Source organism: Chitinophaga fulva (genome assembly GCF_012927205.1).
GTDB lineage: Bacteria > Bacteroidota > Bacteroidia > Chitinophagales > Chitinophagaceae > Chitinophaga > Chitinophaga fulva.
This window is the reverse complement of the sequence record NZ_JABBGC010000002.1, coordinates 660696-683901: the sequence shown is the minus strand read 5'-3', so window position 1 is coordinate 683901 and position 23206 is coordinate 660696. Positions and strand designations below refer to the sequence as shown.

Below are 23206 nucleotides of genomic sequence, written 5' to 3'. Positions count from 1 at the left end.
TTATATAATGTTTGGATTATCGTCCTGCTTGTCCCAATCCGATACCGGTATCACCCTGCGAGAGATCACCCGAATCGTATCCTTTTTTGAACCAGAACATCCTTTGCTGAGAGGTACCATGTGTAAAGGCATCTGGTACCACGCGGCCGGTGGCAGCTTCCTGTAATTTATCATCGCCTACAGCGCTGGCTGCATTCAGGCCCGATTCAATGTCCCCTGATTCGAGGATCTTGCGCATCTGTTGTGCATGGTTTGCCCATAATCCCGCGAGAAAGTCGGCCTGCAGCTCCAGTTTCACGGAGAGCTTATTGTATTCCGCTTCGCTCAGCCTGCTCCGTGCAGCCTGTACCTGGCGGCTGATACCGAGCAGGTTCTGTACGTGATGGCCTACTTCATGTGCAATCACATAGGCTTTGGCAAAATCGCCTTTTACCCCGAAGCGGTCTTCCAGTTCCTTAAAGAAAGTGGCATCCAGGTACACCATCCGGTCGGCCGGGCAATAGAACGGGCCCATGGCTGATTCGGCGGAACCGCAACCGGATGTGGTGGCGTCTTCGAACAGGACCATTTTAGGGCGCTCATATTGCATATGGAGCCGCTTAAATTCGTCGGTCCATACATCTTCTGTACTGGCCAGAACTTTGGAAGAAAACAATTCAATAGCAGAAGCATTCTCTTTGCTCAGCTTCTCTACTTTTTCGGTGCCACCGGGTCCCTGCACCTGTTGCAGTACCTGGTTTACCTGGTTGGGGTCTTGTTTAAACAACAGTGCCAGCACAATAACGATGATGCCGCCGATACCGCCGCCAATCAACGTGCGCTTTCCGCCTCCGGAACGCTTCTCGACATTGTCACTTAATCTTTCATCATCCAAACGCATAGACAGTTAGGGTTTAGTGGTTAATTACGGCCCTAAAATACATTATTACCTGATAATTCCCATCAGGTGACTTATATTGAAAAACATCATTAAACAAAAGTTGTTTTTGCCCGTTAAGACAAAATATACCAGTAAACCGGTTTTCATGAAAATACAACAGATCCTTTTGAACGAACGGCCCGAAGGCCTGCCATCTCCCGATACTTTTAAAACGGTGAGCGTGGAACTTCCCGCCCCTGCGGAGGGCGAAGTATTGCTCCAACCGCTTTATTTCTCCGTAGATCCCTATATGCGCGGCCGCATGAACGATGCCCGTTCCTATATCCCCCCTTTCAAAGTGCAGGAACCGATAGAAAGCGGCGGCGTGGCTACCGTAGTGGAAAGCAAAGATGCCCGGTTCTCTGCCGGCGACCTGGTAATGCCCGGCGGCGGTAAAAATTTCTTCCCCTGGGCCACCGGTATCCTTTTCTCCGGTGACCACCTGCGCAAGATAGACAGCAGTATTCCGCCTACCTATTACCTGGGCGTATTGGGCATGCCCGGACTGACCGCCTACTTTGGCCTGATGGACATCGGCAAGCCCAAGTCCGGTGAAACAGTAGTTATTTCTGGTGCTGCCGGCGCGGTGGGACTGGTGGCCGGGCAGATAGCCAAATTACAGGGATGCCGTGTGGTAGGTATCGCCGGGGGTGAGGAAAAAGTAAAGTTGCTCACCAGTGACTTTAATTTCGATGCAGCCATCAACTATAAGGGCAATACCCACCTGGGCACGGCCGTGGCTGCTGCCTGTCCCAACGGCGTAGATATCTACTTCGACAATGTGGGCGGCGATATTTCCGATGCCGTGATGGAACACCTGAACTTCTTCGCCCGCATCCCCGTGTGCGGACAGATTGCCTTATACAACAGTACCGACGTGCCCATGGGCCCCCGGATACAGCCCACGCTCATCAAGTTCAGTGTCCTGATGCAGGGATTTACCATCGGCAACTACGCCCATCGCTACATGGAAGGCATGCAGCAGCTGGGCGAATGGATCCGTGCCGGCAAAATAAAATATACTGAAACCGTTATCGAAGGATTTGACCAGCTACCTACCGCACTGCTGGGATTATTTTCCGGTCAAAACAGTGGTAAGATGATCGTGAAAGTGTAATTTTAAGCATGACTAATGCTGTTGTTCACACCCGTATAAAAAAAGTCACCGCCGCAGGAGAAACTGATACCGAAGATATCCTGGCAGCAGAAGAACCGTTGGAAATAAGACTGGAATATGGTCCTACCCATAACCGCCGGCAACAGAACGTTGCTGTGACCATGCGTACACCGGGGCAGGACGAAGAGCTGGCCACCGGCTTTCTGTTTACCGAAGGTATTATTCCCGGTGCAGCCGCTGTGAAACAAGTAACACTGGCCGAAACGCCCGGTGGCAGCCTGGCTACCGTTGCACTGAAAGAACAGATAGTGCCCTTCCTCGATAAAAGCCAGCGTCATTTTCAGGCCACCGCCGCTTGTGGCATGTGCGGCAAATCTTCCATTGAAAATATTCATACTGGCGTTAACGTTAGTCAGGCTGCCCGGCGTATTCCCGGCAAATGGATTTCACAACTACCGGAACAGCTGCGGGCGCAACAGGCGCTTTTCCAATATACCGGAGGCCTTCATGCCGCCGCACTGGTAGATGACAATGGTCAGATACAGCTGCTGCGTGAAGATATAGGTCGCCATAATGCCGTCGACAAAATCATCGGTGCAGCACTTGTACAAGAACTACCGCTGCAACAAAGCCTGTTGCTCCTGAGTGGCAGGGCTGGTTTTGAACTGATCCAAAAAGCAGCGATGGCCGGTATTCCCATGATCGCCGCCATTGGCGCGCCTTCCAGCATGGCCGTAAAGATGGCCGCTGAATGGAACATCACCCTGATCGGATTTTTGAAGGAAGACCGGTATAATCAGTACACATAGTGCAGGTAAACAAGATAACGGTTGATCCGGCGGAGAACAAAGATAAATACGTAGATTGCCGGATAAATTTATGTGCCTCACCGGGCTAAAAATCATGAAATTATATGGCGTTACATACTGAGTTAACTCCGGTCAGATTCACCGGGCTTAAACTCACTAAACCAGCCACGGTGGCTGCCGGCGTCCCTGGGGTCGTTTCCAGCATGAAACATGTCCTGGAGGCAATGAATGCGTTCAGGGCCGTGAAAGCACTGCTGGAGCTGAACCAGAAGGATGGCTTTGACTGTCCCGGCTGCGCCTGGCCCGACCCCGATGATGAGCGCTCCCCTATTGCTGAATATTGCGAAAACGGCGCCAAAGCCATTGCAGAAGAAGCCACTACCCGCAAACTGGACCCTGCGTTCTTTGCGGCCAACAGTATAGCTTCCCTTGGTGCACTCTCAGACTATGAAATCGGTAAAAAAGGAAGGATAGCACAGCCCATGTACCTCGCTCCCGGCGCTACCCATTATACGCCGGTATCGTGGGAAGAAGCCTATCGCACAATAGCCGGGCAGCTGCAGCAACTGAGCACTCCTGACGAGGCCGTATTTTATACTTCCGGCCGTACCAGCAATGAAGCCGCATTTCTTTACCAGCTGATGGTAAGGGAATATGGTACCAACAACCTTCCCGACTGCTCCAATATGTGCCATGAATCCAGTGGCGTGGCCCTCGGCGAAGCAGTGGGCATCGGTAAGGGGTCTGTTACCCTTGAGGATGTACATCAGGCAGAAGTGATCGTTATCCTGGGCCAGAACCCTGGCACCAATCACCCGCGCATGCTCACCGCCCTGCAAAAAGCCAAAGCCAATGGCGCTACCATCATCGCCGTGAACCCACTGAAGGAAACGGGGTTGCTCAATTTCCTCAATCCGCAGACCGTAAAAGGAATACTGCAGGTAAAAACCCATCTCACCGATATCTTCCTGCAAGTAAAGATCAATGGTGACATGGCCTTGCTGAAAGCACTGGCCCTCCTACTGCTGGAAGAAGAAGAGAAAAATCCGGGTACCGTATTTGACCAATCATTTATCGGCAACAATACCACCGGGTATGACGAGTACATCACGCATCTGCGGCAACACCGGTTGAGCGATCTTTCCGCCGCCTGCGGCATCACGGAAGAACAGCTGCGACAGGCCGCCGCCGCGCTGATGCATAAACAAAAGATCATTGCCTGCTGGGCCATGGGGCTCACCCAACATAAAAATGCTGTTGACACTATCCGGGAGATCGTCAACCTGCTGCTGCTCAAAGGCAGCATCGGCAAGCCCGGCGCCGGCACCTGCCCGGTAAGGGGCCATAGCAACGTACAGGGCGACAGGACCATGGGCATATACGAAAAACCGGCCAACGCCCTGTTGCAAAAACTGGAAACCGTATACGGCTTTAAACCACCTTATAAACATGGCTACGATGTGGTAGATGCCATCCATGCCATGCACCGCGGCGATGCCAAAGTGTTCATCGCCATGGGCGGCAACTTCCTCTCGGCCACACCGGACACCGCATACACCGCACAGGCCCTGCGTAATTGCCGGCTTACCGTGCACGTATCTACGAAACTGAACAGAAGCCATCTCGTTCACGGCCGCGAAGCCCTGATACTGCCGTGCTTCGGCCGCAGCGACAAAGACATACAACAACAGCAGGCGCAGTTTGTGACCTGCGAAAACTCCATGGGCGTAGTGCAGATGTCTAAAGGCAATCTGCATCCTATCTCTGAACATCTGAAAAGCGAACCGGTGATCGTCTGCGAAATGGCGCAGGCCATACTCGGCACACAAAGCAAAGTGCCGTGGCAGCAATACACCCAACATTACGATCATATCCGCGATGCCATAGAAAAAGTCATCCCCGGATTCGATGACTATAACAAACGCGTACGCCACCCCGGCGGATTTTATCTGCCTAATGGCTCCAGGACCGGCCAGTTCAACACCAACACCGGCAAAGCCAATTTTAATGTGGCGCCCGTAACGGAAATGCCGCTTCGCCCGGAAGAATACCTGATGATGACCATCCGCAGCCACGATCAGTTCAATACTACCATCTATGGGCTGGATGACCGCTACCGGGGAGTACATCATGAACGGAGAGTCATTTTCATGAACCAGGAAGATATCGCCCGTGCAGGGTTTACAGCAGGACAGGTAGTAGACCTCTATAACTATCACGGACAAACGGAACGGGTGGCGCCCGGATTTATCATCGTGGCGTATGATATCCCGGCAAGATGCACCGCCACCTACTTCCCCGAAACCAATGTGCTGGTGCCGGTGGGCACAGTGGCCGATAAAAGCAACACGCCCGCATCCAAAAGTGTGATCATCCAGATTAAATCATCCACCATAAAAAGATAATCATGGGACCAGTAGTATGGCAGGCCACCAAATGGCCTGCAACGGAATTTTTAACAGTGACGAAACAGGAACACAACAGCCTGGTCAAAGGGATTATCAATGGCTGCACAGAAGCGGAGCCCTTCTCTATTCAATATGAGATTGAGGTCACGCCGGAATGGAAAGTATCCTCCTTTCACATCATACGGGACGGGCTTCAGCCAACAGCGCTCAAGCTGACCTCAGACCTGAATGGCCACTGGTTTGATAAAGACGGGAATCACATAGAAGCATTTGATGATTGTACAGACATCGATATTTCACTGACACCGTTCACCAATACCTTGCCTATACGGAGATTGAATTTTGACCACGGAGAAAGAAAACTGCTGCACATGCTCTATATCAAACTGCCGGAGTTTGAACTGCAAAAAATACCGCAGTACTATACGAAAATGGATAACCACCTGTATCTCTATGAAAATGGCGATAGTGGCTTCCGCGCAGAGCTGCCGGTAGATGAGAACGGTATCGTGAAAGATTATCCGGGCATTTTTACACGGGTATATTGATTCGGACCCAACACCCGATTTCCCGGATTCTGAATCCCGGTTCCCAGGGCTGAAGCCCTGGGCTAAGATGTTGTTCAATTTCTTTCTTAAAATGAGTTAATTCATTTATGCAGAATAACATCGTAGTCTGGATCTCAGATGAGACATTGCACAAACGAAAAGTACTCATACTCCGAAAGCAACTGAACAACATCTTAGCCCAGGGCTTCAGCCCTGGGGACCTGGGAAATCCACGAATCCGGACAATCCATGAAATCTACGCCCCCTGGGGAATCTGCGGGCCCCTTGTCAATATTTTCTCTGCGGCCATCCGCAGCGCTTCCATGATTTCCGCAGCAGGCAGCGCTTTCGCCATCTGTGCTGCCTGTCCTGCATACATCACGATGAAGGCAGGATCGTCCAGTTCCTTCGCCACCTTACGTACCGCCTGTGTCAGGGCGTCCTGTACCGGATACACATTGAGCGGCAGCCCGGAGGCATCTATTCCATCCATGAGCGCATTTTCAATGCCTCTTGCCCATCGGCCGGAGAAAGCACGGGTAATACGTGTGCCCGTGTCCGTAACAGCAGCCACTTTGTCTTTATGATGAGGCGTAGCTGCACTTTCCGGGCTTCTCAGCAACACGCTGCCGCATTGTACCCCGCTGGCGCCGAGGCAGAAAGCTGCAGCGGCGCTGCGTCCATCGGCAATACCACCGGCAGCAATAACGGGCAGAGTTATCCGATCAGCTATTTGTGGCACCAGTGCCACGGTACCTACCTGCGGCAAGGGGCCCGGTAAAAAAGAGCCACGGTGGCCACCGGCTTCGATACCCTGCGCTACGACTGCATCGCAGCCGGCCTTCTCGAGTGCCACGGCCTCTTCCACTGATGTGGCAGTACCCAGCAGGAGACAACCCTTTTCTTTCAGCAGCGCTATGCTGGATTCGTCCGGTATGCCGAAGGTGAAGCTCACCAGAGACACGTTGGCAGCCAGCAATGCCGGCAATTGTTCGCGGTAGGAATAGGTTTTCACCGCATCAAAGGCTACCGCAGGCACGGCCAGGCCGTTTGCCTTGTACAGCTGTTGCAGGAACTGTTGCATCTGCTCAAACTGCTCCGGCTGGTCTACAGCGGGTATGTCGTACGTAAAAAGATTCACGGCAAAAGGTCTGGACGTGAGCGCTTTCACCTCTGCTATCAGCGCAGCCACCCGCTCAGGTGGTAAACCGCCGACCGGCAGCGATCCCAGCCCGCCGCTGTTGCTCATGGCGGCTACCATCGCCGGAGTGGTGATACCCAGCATGGGCGCCTGTATAAAGGGATACTCAATGCCCAGCAGGGAGGTAAGTCTGTTTTTCCATTCCATATATCTTCGTTTTTCAGTTAACAGTCATCAGAGAAAACTCAGGAAAGCCGGAGCTCTCAGCGCCGATACATCAAACCGGAAATCCACAATGGTGGTGATTTCCAACATACTCTTGGGTTGCAGCACCGGCGCATTCGGGAAATAATACCCCGATACCTTGATGGTATTGAGCGACAAGTTTTCGTTTCTGATCCGGAAACCGCCCCCCACGCCAAGGTAAACAGGATTGCGTAACAGGTTGTCATCTTTGGCGGTGATCATGGAAGCCTGCAGCGAAGCAAAGAAGTTAAATTTAAAGCCAAGGAAACGCAGCGGGCTGTAATACACCGTTTCAGAGCCAAAGTTCAGGCGTTGATAACCATTCAGCTTGGTAGACCGGTATCCCCAGATACCGTTATCGTTGTTGATATTAAGCGGCTTGTAAAAAAACGGATTGGGGCTTTCCAGGTAGTCTAAACTAACAAACTGGCGGAAGCGGGACTTCCTGATGGAAAAAAGGCGGCTGTAGTATTCCGCCCGGGCATGGATAACGGCATCTTCCATGGCCTCACCCTGCCAGAAGCTACTAACGCCCACGGTCGTATTAAAGAGGCCCTGTCTTCTGGTAGTCCAGTATTTCTGGGCTTCGAGGCCGGTGTACAGCCTGCGCCGGTCACGCCATGTCTCCCAGCCGGTGGAGGCTTTGAAATTATATCCCAGCGGAATATCCTCCGTTCTGCCAAAACCGAAGAACTGGTGCGCCTTAAAATAGTCCAGCCGGTATACCTGGAACTCCAGCAGATAGTATCGATGGTCGTTATATACCGGGTCCATTTTAAAAGTATCCTGATCAGGTATTCTGGAGAAATTGAGGTTAAAATGCCGGAACAGCACCGCAAAATTAGGTTTGTGGCTACCGGCGCCGTCACGCTCATAATTGTTGATGAAGTTGTAGCCTGCCCAGCCATCGATAACGGTATAGCGGTAGTCGCGGTAAAGCAGGCTGTCCATGGTCTGTTTCTCCCGTCCCAGGATATTGATAGACCAGTTCTCGGCCAGCGTCAGCCCTCCCACCCATTTGGCGGCGTTACGGTATAATGGCCGGTTAAGGGAGAGGTAGATCGTGCCTTCGTATACATTGGTATCCAGCGGCGTGGTATTGTTCAGTGTTGAATACCCCACGCCTACATCGACGAAGGAACCGAGCACATTATATTTGGTATAACGGGCCTCTGTATTCCAGGTGGGCGTGTAATCGCTGCGCCACTGGAAGCCTAATTGCAGCGCCTGTCCTGCTCCCAGCAAGTTGTTATTGGATACCCGGGCTTTGATATCGGAAGCGCTGAACTGCGATAGGTCCACACCATATTCAAACACATCTTTGGTGATCACCTCCACATCCACTGAATCGGAGTCCGGGTTGGCGTTCCGTACGTGAATACGGGCATCCGAGAAGAAAGGCCTGTTACGCAGGTAACGTTCGTTATCCGCCAGCTCGTAGGGATCCAGCCGGCTACCTTCACGGAAAAACAGCGACTGGCGGACCACCCATTCCCGGGAATCGAAGTGCAGCCGGTTAGCCAGGTGGATCAGCTTCATGCTGGTGGTAAAAGCCGTATCATTGATATTACGGGGACCGAACACCTTTACCTTGCGGTAGTAGATATTCCTGATCACCTTGCCCACAAACGGGGTAAAATATGCCTCACTTTTGGTGATAACGCTGTCCATGTCCACATCGGGCGTCTCCACGTCCTGCTTGGTAATACGGCGTATAAAGGACTGACGGTACTCTTTATTCCGCAGTGAATCCCGGTATTCGCCTATCTTTTTCATGAGACCGTTGCCCCGCTTGGACGCCGTGTCTGCCACGGGATGCTCCTGGGCAAACGCAATCTGGCACCAGCAAAGGAGCCAGCAGGTAACAGAAATAGTAGTTAATATTTTAAGTTCCGTCCTCAAGGGTTATCGAAGGTGGCAAGTATATTAAAAAAAATTGGGATTGCGTGTAATGCAATTATTGTACTCGACCGGAATAATAATTGAATGAATCAGAACAGATAAGAAAGTTTGTTGCAACCAGTATTACATATTGTTCACCTTAAAAACCTTCTGCTATGTTACGTTGGGCGTTAATATTCTTTATTGTGGCCATTGTGGCGGCCGTCTTTGGTTTTGGTGGTATTGCCGCCGGCGCTGCATCCATTGCCAAAATACTGTTTTACATCTTCCTCGTGCTGTTCCTTATTTCGCTATTGTCAGGACTGCTCAGGAAATAAACAAAAAAGCAGGGATGTTGCTATCCCTGCTTTTTCTATTTTACGATGCTGGTTTCCCAGCCGTCATATTCTGCGTTGACTTGTTGTGCCAGCTCCCAGAGGGTCATGACCACACTATCGATAGTGGCCTCACTGGCTTTGTCTGACCGGGAGACACATAACTTAAACGGAAATTCGGGATTGTCGTTCTTCATGTCATGTGCAATCTCGAAACCATTCTCGCGGATATGTTCCCAGTAGGTCGTCTTATCTTCTTCTGTCCGGAAATGTATCCAGTGTTCAATGGGACGTTCCCGCTCAGACATATCACCATGCTGACGGAGCATCCGCAGTACTTTCCTGTTTTGGATACGCTGAAACTCATATACGTCGGGAAACAGAAAGTCGAAGTACAGTTCCCAGTTATTATCTTCCTTTACTCCGTAATCATACCGGTAATCCGGGAACTTGATCATTGCATCCGCAATGAATTTATCATGCAGCAATAGATCGCCTGTATAAAAATAAAAGTCCCGTACACCATTGGAAAAAGTACGGCCCACAAAATGCGCATCCAGATTGGTTGTTAGCTGTTCTACCAGGCTGTCCTCTATCTCGCCCATGATGGCGAATTCGTCGTTCTGTGGAAATCCGTCTTCCCGCGGATTGTTCAGGTATACCGTAATATATATGGCATTCGGCTTCTCCTTCAATGGTGCAAATCGTCTCAGATCAAGGTCAAGGCCTATTACTGCTGGACTTTCTTCAATATGGCACGTGTAAATATCCCAGTCCGGTCGGTAATCCTTATGCATATAAAAAAATTAAAATAACGCAACAGCTGGCTGTAAAGATACGTAGCTATCCGTTATCATCGAAATCATAAAACAATTATCTGCGCTTTTTTATCACCAAAAATTAACGTATGATTTTTGCGTTGATCATCATACCCTTTTTTACATCAGACAGCAGGCTTAACACTAATTAACACTCGTGGATTTTCGGGCACACCATTTGTAAAACCATTGCCTGTAAAGAATCCTGCGCGATTCTGAAGTTCAAACATGTTACTGTAAAGGATTCTGACGCACCTTTCATCCTAAAAAATTGATTTTCTTCCCTCATTAAAACTAAATTTACAGCCGCTATAAATTGTTGGACGCTAGTAAAAGATATTATGAGAAAAGTTGTATTGCTATTGACAGGATGGATGTTCTTGTTTAACCTGGCATTAACGGCACAGCAGCACGGCACCAAACCTCCCGCTGCCAATGCCGGAACGATCTACGGAAAACTGCTCGACGCTCAGACAGGAAAACCGGTAGAATATGCTTCTGTGGCCCTGTTGCGCCCAGACTCTTCCGTGCTTACCGGCATGCTCTCCAAACCCAATGGTGAATTTAACTTTGAGAATCTCCCTATCAGTAAATATATCCTGAAGGTAAACTTCATCGGTTATGAAGCTTTCTTCAAACCCGTACCACTAAACGCTAAAAGCACCAGTGTTGATGCGGGCAATATTAAACTTCACCCTAATGTAAAGTCACTGGCGGCTGTCAACGTGGTAGGCGAGAAACCTGCTTTTACCATGGCCATCGATAAAAGGGTGTTCAACGTAGAGAAGAACCTGGCCAGCATCGGTGGCACGGCCACGGATGTACTGAAACAGGTACCGTCTGTAAACGTGGACATCGACGGTAACGTGACCGTACGCAACGGCGCCCCCACCATCTTCGTGGACGGTCGCCCCACCACCCTCACACTAGACCAAATCCCGGCAGACGCCATCGCCAACATCGAAGTGGTCACCAACCCGTCAGCTAAATATGATGCGGAAGGAATGAGTGGTATCTTAAACATCGTCCTGAAAAAAAATAAAAAGGCAGGTATCAACGGGCAGCTCAGCGCAGGCATCACCTCTCTCGGCAGCACCAATACCGGCATCGATTTTAACCTGCGGCAGGAGAAATTCAACTTCTTCATCAACTACGGTACCCGTAACCGTAAGTCGCCCATGACCAGCCGCATCTCCCGGAAAAATATACTGTCAGACACCACTAATTATACAGACCAGTTGCAGGACGGTGACTTCTACCGTAACTTCCAGACAGGCCGCATCGGCTTCGACTGGTTCATCGACAACCGCAATACCCTCACCATCTCAGAAGGCCTTACCGGCGGTAACTTCAACCGCTACAACGACCAGACCCAGAACGAAATGGACATCAACCGCGAGCTGGTCCGCTATGGCACAGGTGTCAACAATAGTAAAAACGGGTTCCGCAACTATACTACCCAGCTGGGCTATAAACATACCTTCGCACGCGAAGGCGAAGAACTGACGGCCGATTTTACTTACAACTACGCTACCAGTGACAACAGTTCTGCGTATTCCCTACAATATTATAACCTGAAAGGTGATACGATCAACAGCCCGATAAAGCCGCAAAACCGTTATGGGACCGGAGACGGCAAAACCACCTACATCACCGGTCAAGTTGATTATGTGCGCCCGTTCTCCGATAAATCAAAAATTGAAATGGGCCTGCGCACCAATACCCGCAAGTTCGATAACTATACCAATACCTTCGGACAGAACTACCCCAGCGGTAGCTTCACCATCGACTCAGCACTGTCCAACAATTATCACTACCAGGAACAGATCAACGCCGGATATGTAAGCTATACCGGCGCTCAGGGCAACTTCGGCTACCAGGCCGGTTTGAGGGCCGAGCAGTCCAACTACAACGGTGAGACCCGCTTCGGACAAAAAGCTGCTTACAAGATCAACTACCCGATCAGCTTTTTCCCCAGTGTGTTCCTGTCCCAAAAGCTCAAAGGCGATCACGAGTTGCAGCTCAATTACAGCCGCCGCATACGCCGGCCCTGGTTCCGCGATCTGCTGCCTACTATTGACTACAGCGGACAGAGTGCCAGTCGTGGTAACCCCGACCTGCGCCCGGAATTCACAAACTCTTTTGAGCTGTCATACCTGAAAGACTTTGCCCATAAGCATAACATACTGGTATCATTGTACTATCGTAATACTGATAATGCTATCACTGATTTTTATGTAGACACCACCCTTAACCTGAACGGACAAACGCAGAGGGTACTGTTATCTTACCCCATCAACGCCAGCACGCGTAACTCCTATGGCGCTGAATTTACCGTAAGAAGCCAGCTTACCAAAGACTGGGACCTCACGGCCAACGTCAACCTGGCGCAGACAAAAATCAACGCCAGCAACCAGGGTGATAATCTCAGCAACTCAGGCTTTACCTGGTTCGGTAAACTCAACAGCAATACTAAACTACCGTGGAACCTTACCTTGCAGATCACTGGTGAATATGAATCCCGCCAGATCCTTCCGCAGGGCGAACGGAAACCACAATATTCCATTGACGCCGGTATCAAAAAAGATATGCTGAAGAATAAAGCCCTGTCCATCTCCCTTACCCTGAACGACATCTTTAATTCAGACCGTAACCTCAGTTATACCACTACGGCATTCTCTGAAACAGAGAACTACCGCAAACGCCTCAGCCGCGAGCTTCGTCTCAATGCCACCTGGCGTTTCGGGAAAATGGATTACAACCTGTTCAAACGTAAAAACAATAAGTCCGGAAAAGATAGTAACAACGAGATGGGTGGTGGCGACAAAAGCGAATAGTCCTTTACCGGCCCTCTCAGCACAAAGCGCGCAGCGATTTCTTTCTTTCTGAAAAAATCACTGCGCGCTTTTTCTATTTCTGTTTTACATTAGTGCCACAAATCAAATTACATGGACTCTATTTATCACACGATTACCCTGCGTTTCCTGGCTGAACCTTCTGACGTCAACTTTGGCGGCAAAGTACACGGTGGCTCCGTGATGAAGTGGATTGACCAGGCGGGATATACCTGTGCGGCCAATTGGAGCGGACAATATGCGGTGACCGTATATGTGGGCGGTATTCGTTTTTTTAAGCCTATTGCCATCGGTGACCTGGTGGAGATCACCGCCACGATCATCTATACCGGCAATACCAGCATGCATATTTCCATTGATGTTTTCGCCGGTAATCCCCGGCAGCAACATAAGCAGAAGACCACGCACTGTGTTATGGTATTTGCCGCTGTAGATGATAATGGTAAAACCGTACCGGTGCCCAAATGGACACCGCGTACAGCTAATGAGATCAGTATGGAGAGCTATGCTAAAAAACTGATGGACCTCCGGAAAGATATCGATGAAGAGATGAAGCCTTATATGTAGGCTAAAACCCTGGGAAAACGTTAATGGCTGAACTGCATTTCGCTCAGCATGCGGTACAGTCCACCGTCTACACCGATCAACTCAGTATGGGTACCTTGTTCCACGATTTGGCCTTTATCCAGTACAATGATTTTGTCTGCCTGCCGGATAGTGGAGAGACGGTGAGCGATAACGATAGAAGTACGGCCCTCCATCAGTTTGTCTAGTGCGTCCTGCACCAGTCTTTCGGATTCGGAGTCCAGCGCTGATGTGGCCTCGTCCAGGATGAGGATGCGCGGGTTTTTGAGCACCGCCCTCGCAATAGCGATACGCTGGCGCTGTCCGCCTGATAGTTGAATACCGCGTTCTCCCACGATGGTCTCCAGTCCCAGCGGGAAATTCCTGATAAACTCCCAGGCGTTGGCCTTACGGGCGGCGGCCTCTATTTCGTCCTCTGTTGCATCGGGTTTACCATAAGCGATGTTCTCACGGATGGTACCACCGAAAAGGAATACGTCCTGCGGCACCACCGCCATTTGCGAACGGAGTACAGACAGTTGTATGGAAGTACCCGGCTTTCCGTCGTACAGCACACGGCCATCAATAGGATCATAAAGGCGCAGCAACAATGATACGATGGTGCTTTTGCCCGCGCCACTGGGGCCTACCAGCGCCACTTTCTGGTCTTCGTCCACATCAAAGGAGACATCCTTCAGAATGGTCAGGTCTGGCCGGGAAGGATAATGGAAAGATATATTACGGAAGGAGATCTGGCCATCCAGCTGGTCCGCCGGCGCTATATGCGTTACCGGGGTAATGGCTTCTTCCGGTTCATCCAGTATTTCCATGAGGTTCTCGGTGGCGCCGATACTCTTTTGCAGGCTGGTATATATTTCCGCCAGCCCGGCGATAGAACCGCCGATGAATACGGAATAGAGGATAAACGACAGTAGTTGCGGCGTGCCGATACCCATAGACACCCCTCTCCAGATAACTGACACCAGCGCGCCGAAAATACCAAGGATGATGAACGAAGAAAATGCTCCGCGGAACTTACCGCTTTTCATGCCGATGCGGGCCGCCTCATTCGTACGCTGGCGATAGCGGGCTATTTCAAACTGTTCGTTGGCAAAAGCCTTTACATTGATAATCCCCTGCAGGGTTTCTTCCACCACCGTGTTGGCTGCCGCTACCTGGGTCTGCACCTGTTTGGAAAAGCGGCGGATAAACTTACCGAAGAATACCGCTGCCACCATCATGATGGGCAGAATAGCCAGCATAAAGGCGGTCAGCTGCCAGGAGGTGATCAGCAGGATGACCACCCCACCGATGACGATGATCATCTGACGGATAAATTCTGCCAGTGTGGTGGTAAAGGTGTCCTGTAACAGGGTAATATCAGAAGAAATACGGCTGGTCAGCTCTCCCACCCTTCTTTCGAGGAAAAACCGCATTGGCAGTTTGATCATGTGACTGTACACATGTTGCCGCAATGCTGCCAGCGTCTTTTCGGAGACATTTACAAAAAGGACGGTCCGGAAAAAAGAGAAAATGGCCTGTGCCACCAATACCGTCACCAGCATCAGCCCGGCTTTATTGAGGCCATGAAGCAGGTCACCCATGCTTTTAGGATCTACCAGATCACCTAACAAGCGGGGAAATGCCAGGCCCGCAAGGCTGGAAATCAACAGGAACACCATGCCCAGGGCGAACTCACCCCAGTAAGGTTTTACATAACGGAACAAGCGAAAGGTCTTTTTAAGGGACGTCCATGTGAGATTTGGTTTGGGAGCCGGGACGACGGCAGTGGTTTCGTTTTGCATTAGGATATTTACTTTGTTAATGGGGACGAACTACACACAAATATATTGTATTAAGAAATGCCTTACTTCGGATAAAATAATTTTATTCCGTAGTAAGGCATTGTTGCGGGCAACAGGCTTATTGCGATTTGTGCCCCGGGTTTTTGGAGGAATCTCCGGCTCCGGTGCCGAAGCGGGCTGAATCCTCGCCCGGATTAATCGCTCCCGGAGGTGTTTGCGCCGCCGGTGCGGTGTCCGGAATAATGGCGGCCGTGTCTGTGGTGCCACTGCTGTTCAGGTTCATCGAATCCTGGTTGTTGTTTTGTGCGCCATTGCCACAGGCCGTCAGCATGGCAGCCGATATGCCGGCAACCAGCAGCAGATAGGATACTCTCATGGTCCAGTGTTTAAAGGGTGAAGTAAACAGTTACACGGTATAAAAGGGCTTCACCTGGTTAAACTTCTTACTGGCGCGAAGTATCCGGTTTGGTAAGGGCACTGTCCACCGGTATGACGCTGGTGCTGTCTACTTTGGGTATAGAAACCGCAGCGGAATCTCCTTCCCGGGAAACCTCCTTGCTACTGTTACAGGCAAACAAAAGGATACACAAAACTCCTGTAACGCAGGCTACCATAAAAAATTTATATACGAAAGGTACCATATGGCAGGTATTTATTGTCTTAATTGACAACCTGAAGGAAAGAATTGTGCCAACCCTTACATTTGTAAGAAGATATTTCCCCTTTTTCAATATGAAACATGCACTACAAATTATAGAGGATGATCAGATCCTCAAAATATGTGTAGCCTTGCTGATAGGCGCTATACTGGGGCTGGAACGGGAGTATAAGCGGAAGGCGGCCGGTATGCGCACCATGACGCTTATCTGTCTTAGCAGCGCTATCTTCACCATCCTCTCTGCCGAACTGGGTTATCCCAACAGCCCCGACCGCGTGGCTTCCAACATCCTGACCGGCGTAGGTTTCATTGGCGCAGGAGTTATCTTTAAAAACGATTTTACTATCGACGGCATTACTACTGCTGCATCCATCTGGATCGCCGCAGCCCTCGGCATGGCCATTGGCATGAGCCAGTATGTGTTGGCGGTAGGTGGACTGGCAGGCGCTTTGATCGTGCTTATTCTTATGGAGTTCAGCGAAAAAAGCATCGCGGAAATCAATGACAAACGTTACTACACGATATACTTTCATGAAGAGAAATTTCCACAGGTAGATGTGGAACATATCCTCAGCTCTTTTGGTTTAAAATATAAACGGATGTTGATCGTCCGGAAAGAAGATCAGATAGAGGTCAATTACACAGTCCGGGGAAACCGTAGCAAAATGGAACAATTAGATGAATTTTTGCTACAGAACAAACATATCTCACAGTTTCAGGTACAACTAAATCCACTGTAACAACATCATGCCTTCTTATGCAGACATGCCTTTACACTACGGTCACGTACCACCCTGGCTGGCCAAACGGATGGCCCTTCTGGGTGGCGCTATCGTAGAGGCCATTGTGACAGACTACGGAAAAAGTGAAGTAATAAGGCGGCTAAGCGATCCTTGCTGGTTTCAGGCACTGGGATGCGTGCTGGGCATGGACTGGCACTCTTCCGGTATTACCACCAGCGTAATGGGTGCGCTGAAAAAAGCCATCAATCCCCGCTCCGAGGAGCTGGGCATCTATATCTGCGGCGGCAAAGGCCGCCACAGTCGCGAAACACCGGCAGAATTAATGCGCATTGCTGAAAAAACCGGTCTGCCGGGAGAGCAGCTGGTACACAGCAGTAAACTCACCGCCAAAGTTGATAACACTGCTATCCAGGACGGCTTCCAGCTGTACCTGCACTCTTTCATTTTATCGACGGACGGCGACTGGGCCGTGGTGCAACAGGGCATGAACGACGCCAGCAGCATGGCGCGACGATACCACTGGCACTCTACGGCATTCACGTCATACACGGAGGCGCCGCACACTTTTATCTATGGCCGCAACCAGGGTATGATCCTCAATCTTACCGATACGCAGGCGGCTTCCACTAAAAACGGGATACTCCAACTGCTGGAGGAAAAACCCGCACACCTGTTGCCCGAAATACGCAACCTCATCATGCCTTCCCATCATGACGTACGCGCGGAAAATGTCAATCTCAAACGCCTTGGCAGCGTGCTGGCGCTGGCGCATGACGTACACCCCGCCAATTTTGAATCCCTCCTGATGCTGGAAGGCGTAGGCCCGCGAACGTTACAATCCCTTACCCTTGTCAGTGAAGTGATACACGGTACGCCCTCCCGCTTCGAAGACCCGGCACGGTTTTCTTTCGCTCATGGCGGCAAAGACGGACATCCATTCCCCGTACCTACCCGGATCTATGATGAAACCATCGAAACGCTGCGGGATGCGCTGAACAAGGCTAAAATAGGCCATACCGACAAACAGGAGGCCATCCGCAAGCTGTCTGTCCTTGCGCAAAAAATTGAGCAGGATTTTGAGCCCAATGCCAATTTTGAAAAAGTGATAGAACGGGAAAAGCGGGACTCATGGAAGTATGGCGGACGTACCGTATTTGGTAAAGCTACCCCACCGAAAGACGGGGAACAATTATCTTTATTCTGAAGCAACAGCGGAAATTCATGAAAGACTATAACACCCTCACCGTACCCGAAGCCACCCTGCTACAGCAGGAAATGCGCAAAGAAGTGATCACGGCGCCGTTCAACGGAAAAATACAGCTGATCGCCGGGGCAGACATCTCCTTTAATAAATTCAGTACGACGGTATATGCCGGTATTGTATTGATGCGGTTCCCCAGCCTTGAACCGGTGGGTTACAGCCTGGTGGTCAAAGAAGTTACGTTCCCTTATGTGCCGGGCTTTCTGGCTTTCCGGGAAGTACCTGCGCTACTGGATGCGTGGCAGCAACTGCCTCAGAAACCGGACGTGCTGGTGGTGGACGGTCATGGTATTGCGCATCCCCGGCGCATGGGTATCGCTTCTCATTTTGGGGTGCTCACCGGACAGGTGACTGTAGGCAGCGCCAAGAAAAAGCTGTACGGCAACTATGAAGAACCCGGAGAAGAGAAAGGCGCACATACCCCGCTAACGGATAAACAAGGTGCTGTCATCGGCACCGTACTGCGCAGCAAACTAAAAGTTAAACCCATCTTCGTCTCCCCCGGGCACCTGATCGATGTGGCAGGAAGCCTTTCACTGGTGGAACAATGCGTACGGAAACACCGGCTGCCGGAACCTACGCGGCTGGCGCATAACGCGGTCAACCAGTTCCGGCTGGGCGTTCTATCGGAAGGCTACACGCCCGTTTAACACTTAAAATTGTATCCAGGCCACATTGGCTTGCTTTTCTGTGCCTTTACGGCTGATCATCACGGTGGCGTATACACGCTGCACACTATCATAGCTCGATGCTCCCATCATACAATAGTAACCTTTGGTCACCTCAGGCGTTCCAAACAGGAAAAGCCGTTCCATCTTACCATTGTAGAACCGGTAACAAACGAAATTAGCGTCCGTCGCATATTTCAGCGGTTTCTTCACTTTATCCTGTCCGCCGCTGTCGAGGTATTGCAAGTAGTCATTGAAGAGTACAAACGTGGCATTTGGAATATTGACGTAGTCGTAGGAAAGGTAGGTGTTGGTATTCAGCGCGGCTATTTTGTTGCGGAACACCCATTCACTTTTCATTCGGCGATGTAAGGAAAAAGGTTCGCATACGCCGGTAATAGACTGGTACTTGGAAACCGCCATTGTTTCATTCTCCCGGCCAGTAGAATCCAGCAAGGCCACACCGATATCACCCATATTGGTATGCAGTTTATTGATCTGTGTATTGCCTTGTTTGTAGCGGGTAAGGGTTTCCAGCAGCAGGGTACCGCTACCATCCGGCTGCCAGCATATGCGCTGGGGCACGCCTTTATAATCTTCTTTATAACCAAGGTTCATCTGTACGTTCTTTCCCAGCTCCGGAAAAGACAACTGCTGATGTTTACGCAATTTGCCGGATGATAACAACGTGTTCAGGAAGATACCACTGCTGCCATCTGACCGCTGCCCCGGGGCATACAGTAGCAGCTTCACTTCATCGCGGGGAGACAGGTACTGCTGATAACCGGTTACATCGCTGAAGTTGGCCGTATAGTCGAGCACGTGATGCGCAAAGGTGGCGGAGTCGGGCGACAGGGCAGAGAAGATGACTTTAGACCACGGTTCATTGCCTTTCCTTTTAGCATTGAAGCCTACGGTGCTCATGTATACTTTGTCTTTACCGCGCACCGACAGACCGATATAACTGAAATAGTTATACGCCGTATCCGGCAGATAATAAAGCCCCGTGTTGATTAACTCATGTGACGGGGAAAAATGCATCACCCGGATACGTTCCCGGATACTGTCGTTGCGTTGTATTTCTGCGCCATTGAAAAAGGCCACTGCATAATAGTCGCTGTCCGGATCTTTCTCCACATAACAATCGTGCGACGCCAGGTTTTCCTGTACGTATATGCTACGGTGCTGTACGGAGGCCAGTTCCCCGATCTTATCCTCCTTTAGCAGTTTCCCGGTTTGCGGGTCCAGCACCAGCCGGAAGAATACCGGCACATATTTCACCAGTTGCTGGAGAAAGATCACCGGCTGACCATTGATTTCATAGATACCGTCTATTTCGGTAGATTCCAGATCGGCGGCATTCCACAGGCTGCCGGCCACAGAATCGGCGGCTACCTGCTCATGTTTAGGGTTGTATACGGTCACTCTCAACCCCTCTTTTTTGGAAAAATGTAACCAGAAGGTATGACCGTTCTTTAATTGCATCAGCTTGTCCCATCCGTCCAAAGGCTCTTCTACGGCAGGTCCCAGGGTTACAATAGGCACCTGTGCATACAGACTGGCGGGGATAAAAAACAAGCATAACCAAACAACTGATCTGATATAGGACATCATCTTACTAATTATATATTTCAAATATATGTAATTATATATAATTATTTATTTGTCAGATGTATAGTCAGGGTAAAAAAAGCAAAAAATAGATATCTTCATTGGATGAAAACAGTCTTCCCCGCCACTTATTCCACCCTTTGCCCCGATGCCTTATCCTCCTTCCTTTCCGAAAAATACCCGCTTGAAAAGGTTCAATGCAAACTATTGGTCCGTGGTGTAGGCGACACCTACCTGGTGGAAACAGCCGACGACCGTTTTATACTGCGGGTTTACCGTTCATCGCATCGGAGCCTGTCGCAAATAAAAGAGGAAGTAGCCCTGCTCCTGGCGTTGAAAGCGGCAGCAGTGTCTGTATCCTGGCCCATCCCCGATGTTTCAGGAGAAATTATTCAACTATTGGATGCTGTGGAAGGTGAAAGATGTGCTGTATTATTCAGCTATGCGCCCGGCCACGCGGTAAGACTGCCCAATGAAGATCAGCTGCGCCTTTTAGGGAGCGAAATGGCACGTTTTCATAACATATCCTCTACTGTTAACCTGGGAAAAGCCAGATGGGCGTTTAACATTGACTCGATGTTCGTCCACCCGCTGCAAATGCTGAAGACGGCTTTTGCAGACAATCCGGAGGACTATGCCTGGCTGCAACAGGCTGCCAAAGCGGCTATACAAAAACTATCATTGGTGAACGGGTTGTCGATGGGATATTGTCACTTCGATTTCCTCCCGAAAAACATGCACTTCGGGGAAAATACCATCACGCTTTTCGATTTCGATTTTATGGGATATGGCTGGCTGGCGAATGATCTGGCTTCCTTCTGGCAGTATCTCATGCTGGAAGTGTATACCAAAAGAATGACGCAAGAGGCAGCCGACAAACAATACCATGTGCTACTGGAAGCCTACCGGGAGCACCGTCCGCTGAGTAAAGAAGAACTGGAGGTGGTGCCTTATCTCGCTGTGGGATGGTGGTTGTTCTATATGGGATTTCATACTACACATGACCAGTTCCATGCCTTTACGCAACCCGGACAGCTAAAGCTGTTCGCGGGACTGCTAAAACATTTTGCTACCTATTGGGCTTAATCACTTCTTCTTCTCAAAGAAAAAATCGATCGATTTACCATCGCCGGAAATTGTCACTTTCAGCGTGTCTCCCGTTCTGGCATAGACAATCTTCTTTGGGAAATCATGCTCAGGGTCTTCGCAGGTAAAACCATCGGCATCAATCGCAATTACCTTAAACCAGGTGAGGCTTTTGTTTTCTGCTACATCGGCCACATAGTACAGCGCGTTCTCCTTGGTCTGCAATTGCAGTCCTTCTACAAAGAGGGTATCATTCCCTTTCATGGTTACACCAATACCCTTCAGGGAAGACGGTGATAGTTTCTCCCAACGCTCAAACCCTGATCTGTCCGGCCTCGACACTTTTTTCGTCCATGTACCTTCCAACCAGTTTAGCTTTGGGAAATCAACTGCTGTTGGCGTTTGTGCATAGACGGTAGACATCAGCAGTATCAACAACCCGGATAATAGGAATTGTTTCATTGTATGGGGAAATTTATTCCGGAATATACGACAAAAGCCCGGAAGTCCGGGCTTTGTCGTATCAGGTAAAGTGTGCTTAGTGTCCATGCTCTTCCCCGCTGTTCTTCATTTTGGCCAGGAGGTCATATGCTCCTTTAACCACAATCTCTTTGGCTGGTACACCATCAGGAAAGGTGACTTCAGTATATCCCTGCTCACTACTCCCCTGCTGTACTTCCAGCATTTTGAAATGAAAGGTACTGTCGGTACTGGTGGAGTCTTTCACAAACACATAGGCTTTATTTTCGAAGCTCACCACCGCAGCTTCCGGCAACGCCTGTACGTTGGCCGCACCGGCTTCTATCATGGCCTGCAGATACGTGCCGGGCAGTAACTGCGTGTCTTCTTCTTCCAGGTGGCAGTGCACCCTTACCGTCCGGTCAGCGCTTATCTCCCGTCCGATCAGGTGTACCGTAGCGGTACGTTGCCGCGTTTCATTGGCGAGGGTAAACCGTACCGGCTGACCAATCTTCAACCGGGGAATGTCTTTTTCAAATACGGTCAGTTCAGCGTGCAGATGCTCCGTGTTCACAATGCGGAAAAGCACATCTGCGGGATTCACAAACTGGCCGAGGTTCACATTCACCTGTGTTACATATCCGCTGATAGGTGCGTATACACTGATGCTCCGTTGGATAGTTCCTCTTTCCAGCGCAGCCAGGTTAATGTTGATCAGCGTGAGCTTTTCCCGCAATCCCTTTACCCTGGCCAGCAACGACTCATAGGTGGCCTTCGCCTGCTGCACGGTCTTCAACGCATTCACATTCTCTTTGGACAGTTCCTGTTGACGTGTATATTCTGTAGAGGCATATTCCAGCTGACTGCGGGCATCCAGGTAATCCTGCTGCAACTGGATGTAATCCATGTTCTCCAGCACAGCCAGCACCTGTCCTTTCTTCACGGGCATCCCTTGCAACATGGTTGTTTGACGGATAAAGCCGCCCATAGGCACAGACACGCTCACGGCCTGTTGGGGCGGTACGTCCAGCAATCCGTTCACTTTAATGGCACTGCTGATGTCCCGCTTTTCCGGAAGCCCGAAAGTAATACCGGCTGTTTTAAATTGTTCGCCGGTAAGCGTCACGGTATTCTCGGCTTCTTCATGTTCGTGTTCTGGCGTTTCCTTATTTGCCGGTGCTTTTTTACCGCCACAGGATGCCAGGGCAAAGCCGGCCATCAACAGGATAACGGCTACGTATATATGAGATGAACGTTTTTTCATACGAGGTTGG

The 23206-nt window shown here is 50.2% G+C and carries 21 protein-coding genes; 11 read left to right on the top strand and 10 right to left on the bottom strand.

The window, feature by feature from the left end; all coding sequences use genetic code 11:
- Nucleotides 1-16 precede the first annotated feature (16 nt).
- Nucleotides 17-880: a KPN_02809 family neutral zinc metallopeptidase gene (ypfJ, locus tag HHL17_RS19250; protein WP_169226431.1), complete on the bottom strand. Its 864-nt coding sequence runs from the start codon at nucleotides 878-880 to the stop codon at nucleotides 17-19.
- A gap of 145 nt (nucleotides 881-1025) precedes the next feature.
- Between ypfJ and HHL17_RS19245 the strand changes: the two genes are divergently transcribed.
- The 4 genes from HHL17_RS19245 (at nucleotide 1026) to HHL17_RS19230 (ending at nucleotide 5801) form a co-directional block, all read left to right on the top strand.
- Nucleotides 1026-2036 carry an NADP-dependent oxidoreductase gene (locus HHL17_RS19245; protein WP_169226430.1) on the top strand — a complete coding sequence of 337 codons (1011 nt, stop codon included), beginning with the start codon at nucleotides 1026-1028 and terminating at the stop codon, nucleotides 2034-2036.
- Nucleotides 2037-2044: 8 nt separating this feature from the next.
- Nucleotides 2045-2845 (top strand): formate dehydrogenase accessory sulfurtransferase FdhD, encoded by an 801-nt coding sequence (fdhD, locus tag HHL17_RS19240; protein ID WP_169226429.1) that lies wholly within the window; start codon nucleotides 2045-2047, stop codon nucleotides 2843-2845.
- Nucleotides 2846-2949: 104 nt separating this feature from the next.
- A complete protein-coding gene (locus HHL17_RS19235; RefSeq protein ID WP_169226428.1) occupies nucleotides 2950-5250 on the top strand; it encodes an FdhF/YdeP family oxidoreductase in 2301 nt (766 codons plus the stop codon).
- A gap of 2 nt (nucleotides 5251-5252) precedes the next feature.
- Nucleotides 5253-5801: a putative glycolipid-binding domain-containing protein gene (locus tag HHL17_RS19230; RefSeq protein ID WP_169226427.1), complete on the top strand. Its 549-nt coding sequence runs from the start codon at nucleotides 5253-5255 to the stop codon at nucleotides 5799-5801.
- 256 nt (nucleotides 5802-6057) lie between these two features.
- On the opposite strand, the gene HHL17_RS19225 is transcribed toward HHL17_RS19230, so the two are convergent.
- The gene (locus tag HHL17_RS19225; RefSeq protein ID WP_169226426.1) at nucleotides 6058-7149 is read right to left on the bottom strand and encodes an NAD(P)H-dependent flavin oxidoreductase; all 1092 of its coding nucleotides are present in this window, start codon (nucleotides 7147-7149) and stop codon (nucleotides 6058-6060) included.
- Between the two features lie 27 nt (nucleotides 7150-7176).
- The gene (locus tag HHL17_RS19220) at nucleotides 7177-9090 is read right to left on the bottom strand and encodes a BamA/TamA family outer membrane protein (protein WP_169226425.1); all 1914 of its coding nucleotides are present in this window, start codon (nucleotides 9088-9090) and stop codon (nucleotides 7177-7179) included.
- A 155-nt stretch (nucleotides 9091-9245) separates the two neighbouring features.
- Here HHL17_RS19220 and HHL17_RS19215 point away from each other — a divergent pair, with 155 nt between their 5' ends.
- Complete coding sequence (locus HHL17_RS19215) at nucleotides 9246-9407, top strand: DUF1328 domain-containing protein (protein ID WP_169226424.1); 162 nt, start codon at nucleotides 9246-9248, stop codon at nucleotides 9405-9407.
- Nucleotides 9408-9442: 35 nt separating this feature from the next.
- Here HHL17_RS19215 and HHL17_RS19210 read toward each other — a convergent pair whose 3' ends face one another.
- Entirely contained in the window at nucleotides 9443-10201 is a 759-nt protein-coding gene (locus HHL17_RS19210) for a DUF695 domain-containing protein (protein WP_169226423.1), read from the bottom strand.
- Between the two features lie 362 nt (nucleotides 10202-10563).
- Here HHL17_RS19210 and HHL17_RS19205 point away from each other — a divergent pair, with 362 nt between their 5' ends.
- Nucleotides 10564-13059, top strand: a complete 2496-nt coding sequence (locus HHL17_RS19205) for an outer membrane beta-barrel family protein (RefSeq protein WP_169226422.1) — start codon at nucleotides 10564-10566, stop codon at nucleotides 13057-13059.
- Nucleotides 13060-13170: 111 nt separating this feature from the next.
- Complete coding sequence (locus HHL17_RS19200) at nucleotides 13171-13644, top strand: acyl-CoA thioesterase (protein ID WP_169226421.1); 474 nt, start codon at nucleotides 13171-13173, stop codon at nucleotides 13642-13644.
- 20 nt (nucleotides 13645-13664) lie between these two features.
- Here the strand turns inward: HHL17_RS19200 and HHL17_RS19195 are convergent, their stop codons facing one another.
- The 3 genes from HHL17_RS19195 to HHL17_RS19185 all read right to left on the bottom strand — a co-directional run bounded on the left by HHL17_RS19195 (nucleotide 13665) and on the right by HHL17_RS19185 (nucleotide 16087).
- Nucleotides 13665-15446 carry an ABC transporter ATP-binding protein gene (locus tag HHL17_RS19195; RefSeq protein WP_169226420.1) on the bottom strand — a complete coding sequence of 594 codons (1782 nt, stop codon included), beginning with the start codon at nucleotides 15444-15446 and terminating at the stop codon, nucleotides 13665-13667.
- 118 nt (nucleotides 15447-15564) lie between these two features.
- On the bottom strand, nucleotides 15565-15822 hold the full coding sequence (locus tag HHL17_RS19190) for a hypothetical protein (RefSeq protein ID WP_169226419.1): 258 nt from the start codon (nucleotides 15820-15822) through the stop codon (nucleotides 15565-15567).
- A 67-nt stretch (nucleotides 15823-15889) separates the two neighbouring features.
- Nucleotides 15890-16087, bottom strand: a complete 198-nt coding sequence (locus tag HHL17_RS19185; RefSeq protein ID WP_169226418.1) for a hypothetical protein — start codon at nucleotides 16085-16087, stop codon at nucleotides 15890-15892.
- 91 nt (nucleotides 16088-16178) lie between these two features.
- Here HHL17_RS19185 and HHL17_RS19180 point away from each other — a divergent pair, with 91 nt between their 5' ends.
- Genes HHL17_RS19180 through nfi form a run of 3 tightly spaced genes read left to right on the top strand, consistent with a single transcriptional unit; the run spans nucleotide 16179 to nucleotide 18758 of the window.
- A complete protein-coding gene (locus HHL17_RS19180) occupies nucleotides 16179-16844 on the top strand; it encodes an MgtC/SapB family protein (protein ID WP_169226417.1) in 666 nt (221 codons plus the stop codon).
- Nucleotides 16845-16851: 7 nt separating this feature from the next.
- Nucleotides 16852-18051: a DUF763 domain-containing protein gene (locus tag HHL17_RS19175; RefSeq protein ID WP_169226416.1), complete on the top strand. Its 1200-nt coding sequence runs from the start codon at nucleotides 16852-16854 to the stop codon at nucleotides 18049-18051.
- Between the two features lie 17 nt (nucleotides 18052-18068).
- Nucleotides 18069-18758 (top strand): deoxyribonuclease V, encoded by a 690-nt coding sequence (gene nfi / locus HHL17_RS19170; RefSeq protein WP_169226415.1) that lies wholly within the window; start codon nucleotides 18069-18071, stop codon nucleotides 18756-18758.
- 3 nt (nucleotides 18759-18761) lie between these two features.
- Here the strand turns inward: nfi and HHL17_RS19165 are convergent, their stop codons facing one another.
- Nucleotides 18762-20390 carry a hypothetical protein gene (locus HHL17_RS19165; protein ID WP_169226414.1) on the bottom strand — a complete coding sequence of 543 codons (1629 nt, stop codon included), beginning with the start codon at nucleotides 20388-20390 and terminating at the stop codon, nucleotides 18762-18764.
- Between the two features lie 102 nt (nucleotides 20391-20492).
- Here HHL17_RS19165 and HHL17_RS19160 point away from each other — a divergent pair, with 102 nt between their 5' ends.
- Nucleotides 20493-21473: a phosphotransferase enzyme family protein gene (locus tag HHL17_RS19160; RefSeq protein WP_169226413.1), complete on the top strand. Its 981-nt coding sequence runs from the start codon at nucleotides 20493-20495 to the stop codon at nucleotides 21471-21473.
- Here the strand turns inward: HHL17_RS19160 and HHL17_RS19155 are convergent, their stop codons facing one another.
- Both HHL17_RS19155 and HHL17_RS19150 read right to left on the bottom strand, forming a co-directional pair.
- On the bottom strand, nucleotides 21474-21935 hold the full coding sequence (locus HHL17_RS19155) for a DUF6265 family protein (protein WP_169226412.1): 462 nt from the start codon (nucleotides 21933-21935) through the stop codon (nucleotides 21474-21476).
- A gap of 76 nt (nucleotides 21936-22011) precedes the next feature.
- On the bottom strand, nucleotides 22012-23196 hold the full coding sequence (locus HHL17_RS19150; RefSeq protein ID WP_169226411.1) for an efflux RND transporter periplasmic adaptor subunit: 1185 nt from the start codon (nucleotides 23194-23196) through the stop codon (nucleotides 22012-22014).
- Nucleotides 23197-23206: the final 10 nt, after the last annotated feature.

Excerpts from the sequence above, each read along its gene's own strand:
- ypfJ (WP_169226431.1), bottom strand. The coding sequence starts at position 880 with ATGCGTTTGGATGATGAAAGATTAAGTGACAATGTCGAGAAGCGTTCC.
- HHL17_RS19245 (WP_169226430.1), top strand. The coding sequence starts at position 1,026 with ATGAAAATACAACAGATCCTTTTGAACGAACGGCCCGAAGGCCTGCCA.
- fdhD (WP_169226429.1), top strand. The coding sequence starts at position 2,045 with ATGACTAATGCTGTTGTTCACACCCGTATAAAAAAAGTCACCGCCGCA.
- HHL17_RS19235 (WP_169226428.1), top strand. The coding sequence starts at position 2,950 with ATGGCGTTACATACTGAGTTAACTCCGGTCAGATTCACCGGGCTTAAA.
- HHL17_RS19230 (WP_169226427.1), top strand. The coding sequence starts at position 5,253 with ATGGGACCAGTAGTATGGCAGGCCACCAAATGGCCTGCAACGGAATTT.
- HHL17_RS19225 (WP_169226426.1), bottom strand. The coding sequence starts at position 7,149 with ATGGAATGGAAAAACAGACTTACCTCCCTGCTGGGCATTGAGTATCCC.
- HHL17_RS19215 (WP_169226424.1), top strand. The coding sequence starts at position 9,246 with ATGTTACGTTGGGCGTTAATATTCTTTATTGTGGCCATTGTGGCGGCC.
- HHL17_RS19210 (WP_169226423.1), bottom strand. The coding sequence starts at position 10,201 with ATGCATAAGGATTACCGACCGGACTGGGATATTTACACGTGCCATATT.
- HHL17_RS19205 (WP_169226422.1), top strand. The coding sequence starts at position 10,564 with ATGAGAAAAGTTGTATTGCTATTGACAGGATGGATGTTCTTGTTTAAC.
- HHL17_RS19200 (WP_169226421.1), top strand. The coding sequence starts at position 13,171 with ATGGACTCTATTTATCACACGATTACCCTGCGTTTCCTGGCTGAACCT.
- HHL17_RS19195 (WP_169226420.1), bottom strand. The coding sequence starts at position 15,446 with ATGCAAAACGAAACCACTGCCGTCGTCCCGGCTCCCAAACCAAATCTC.
- HHL17_RS19190 (WP_169226419.1), bottom strand. The coding sequence starts at position 15,822 with ATGAGAGTATCCTATCTGCTGCTGGTTGCCGGCATATCGGCTGCCATG.
- HHL17_RS19185 (WP_169226418.1), bottom strand. The coding sequence starts at position 16,087 with ATGGTACCTTTCGTATATAAATTTTTTATGGTAGCCTGCGTTACAGGA.
- HHL17_RS19180 (WP_169226417.1), top strand. The coding sequence starts at position 16,179 with ATGAAACATGCACTACAAATTATAGAGGATGATCAGATCCTCAAAATA.
- HHL17_RS19175 (WP_169226416.1), top strand. The coding sequence starts at position 16,852 with ATGCCTTCTTATGCAGACATGCCTTTACACTACGGTCACGTACCACCC.
- nfi (WP_169226415.1), top strand. The coding sequence starts at position 18,069 with ATGAAAGACTATAACACCCTCACCGTACCCGAAGCCACCCTGCTACAG.
- HHL17_RS19165 (WP_169226414.1), bottom strand. The coding sequence starts at position 20,390 with ATGATGTCCTATATCAGATCAGTTGTTTGGTTATGCTTGTTTTTTATC.
- HHL17_RS19160 (WP_169226413.1), top strand. The coding sequence starts at position 20,493 with ATGAAAACAGTCTTCCCCGCCACTTATTCCACCCTTTGCCCCGATGCC.
- HHL17_RS19155 (WP_169226412.1), bottom strand. The coding sequence starts at position 21,935 with ATGAAACAATTCCTATTATCCGGGTTGTTGATACTGCTGATGTCTACC.
- HHL17_RS19150 (WP_169226411.1), bottom strand. The coding sequence starts at position 23,196 with ATGAAAAAACGTTCATCTCATATATACGTAGCCGTTATCCTGTTGATG.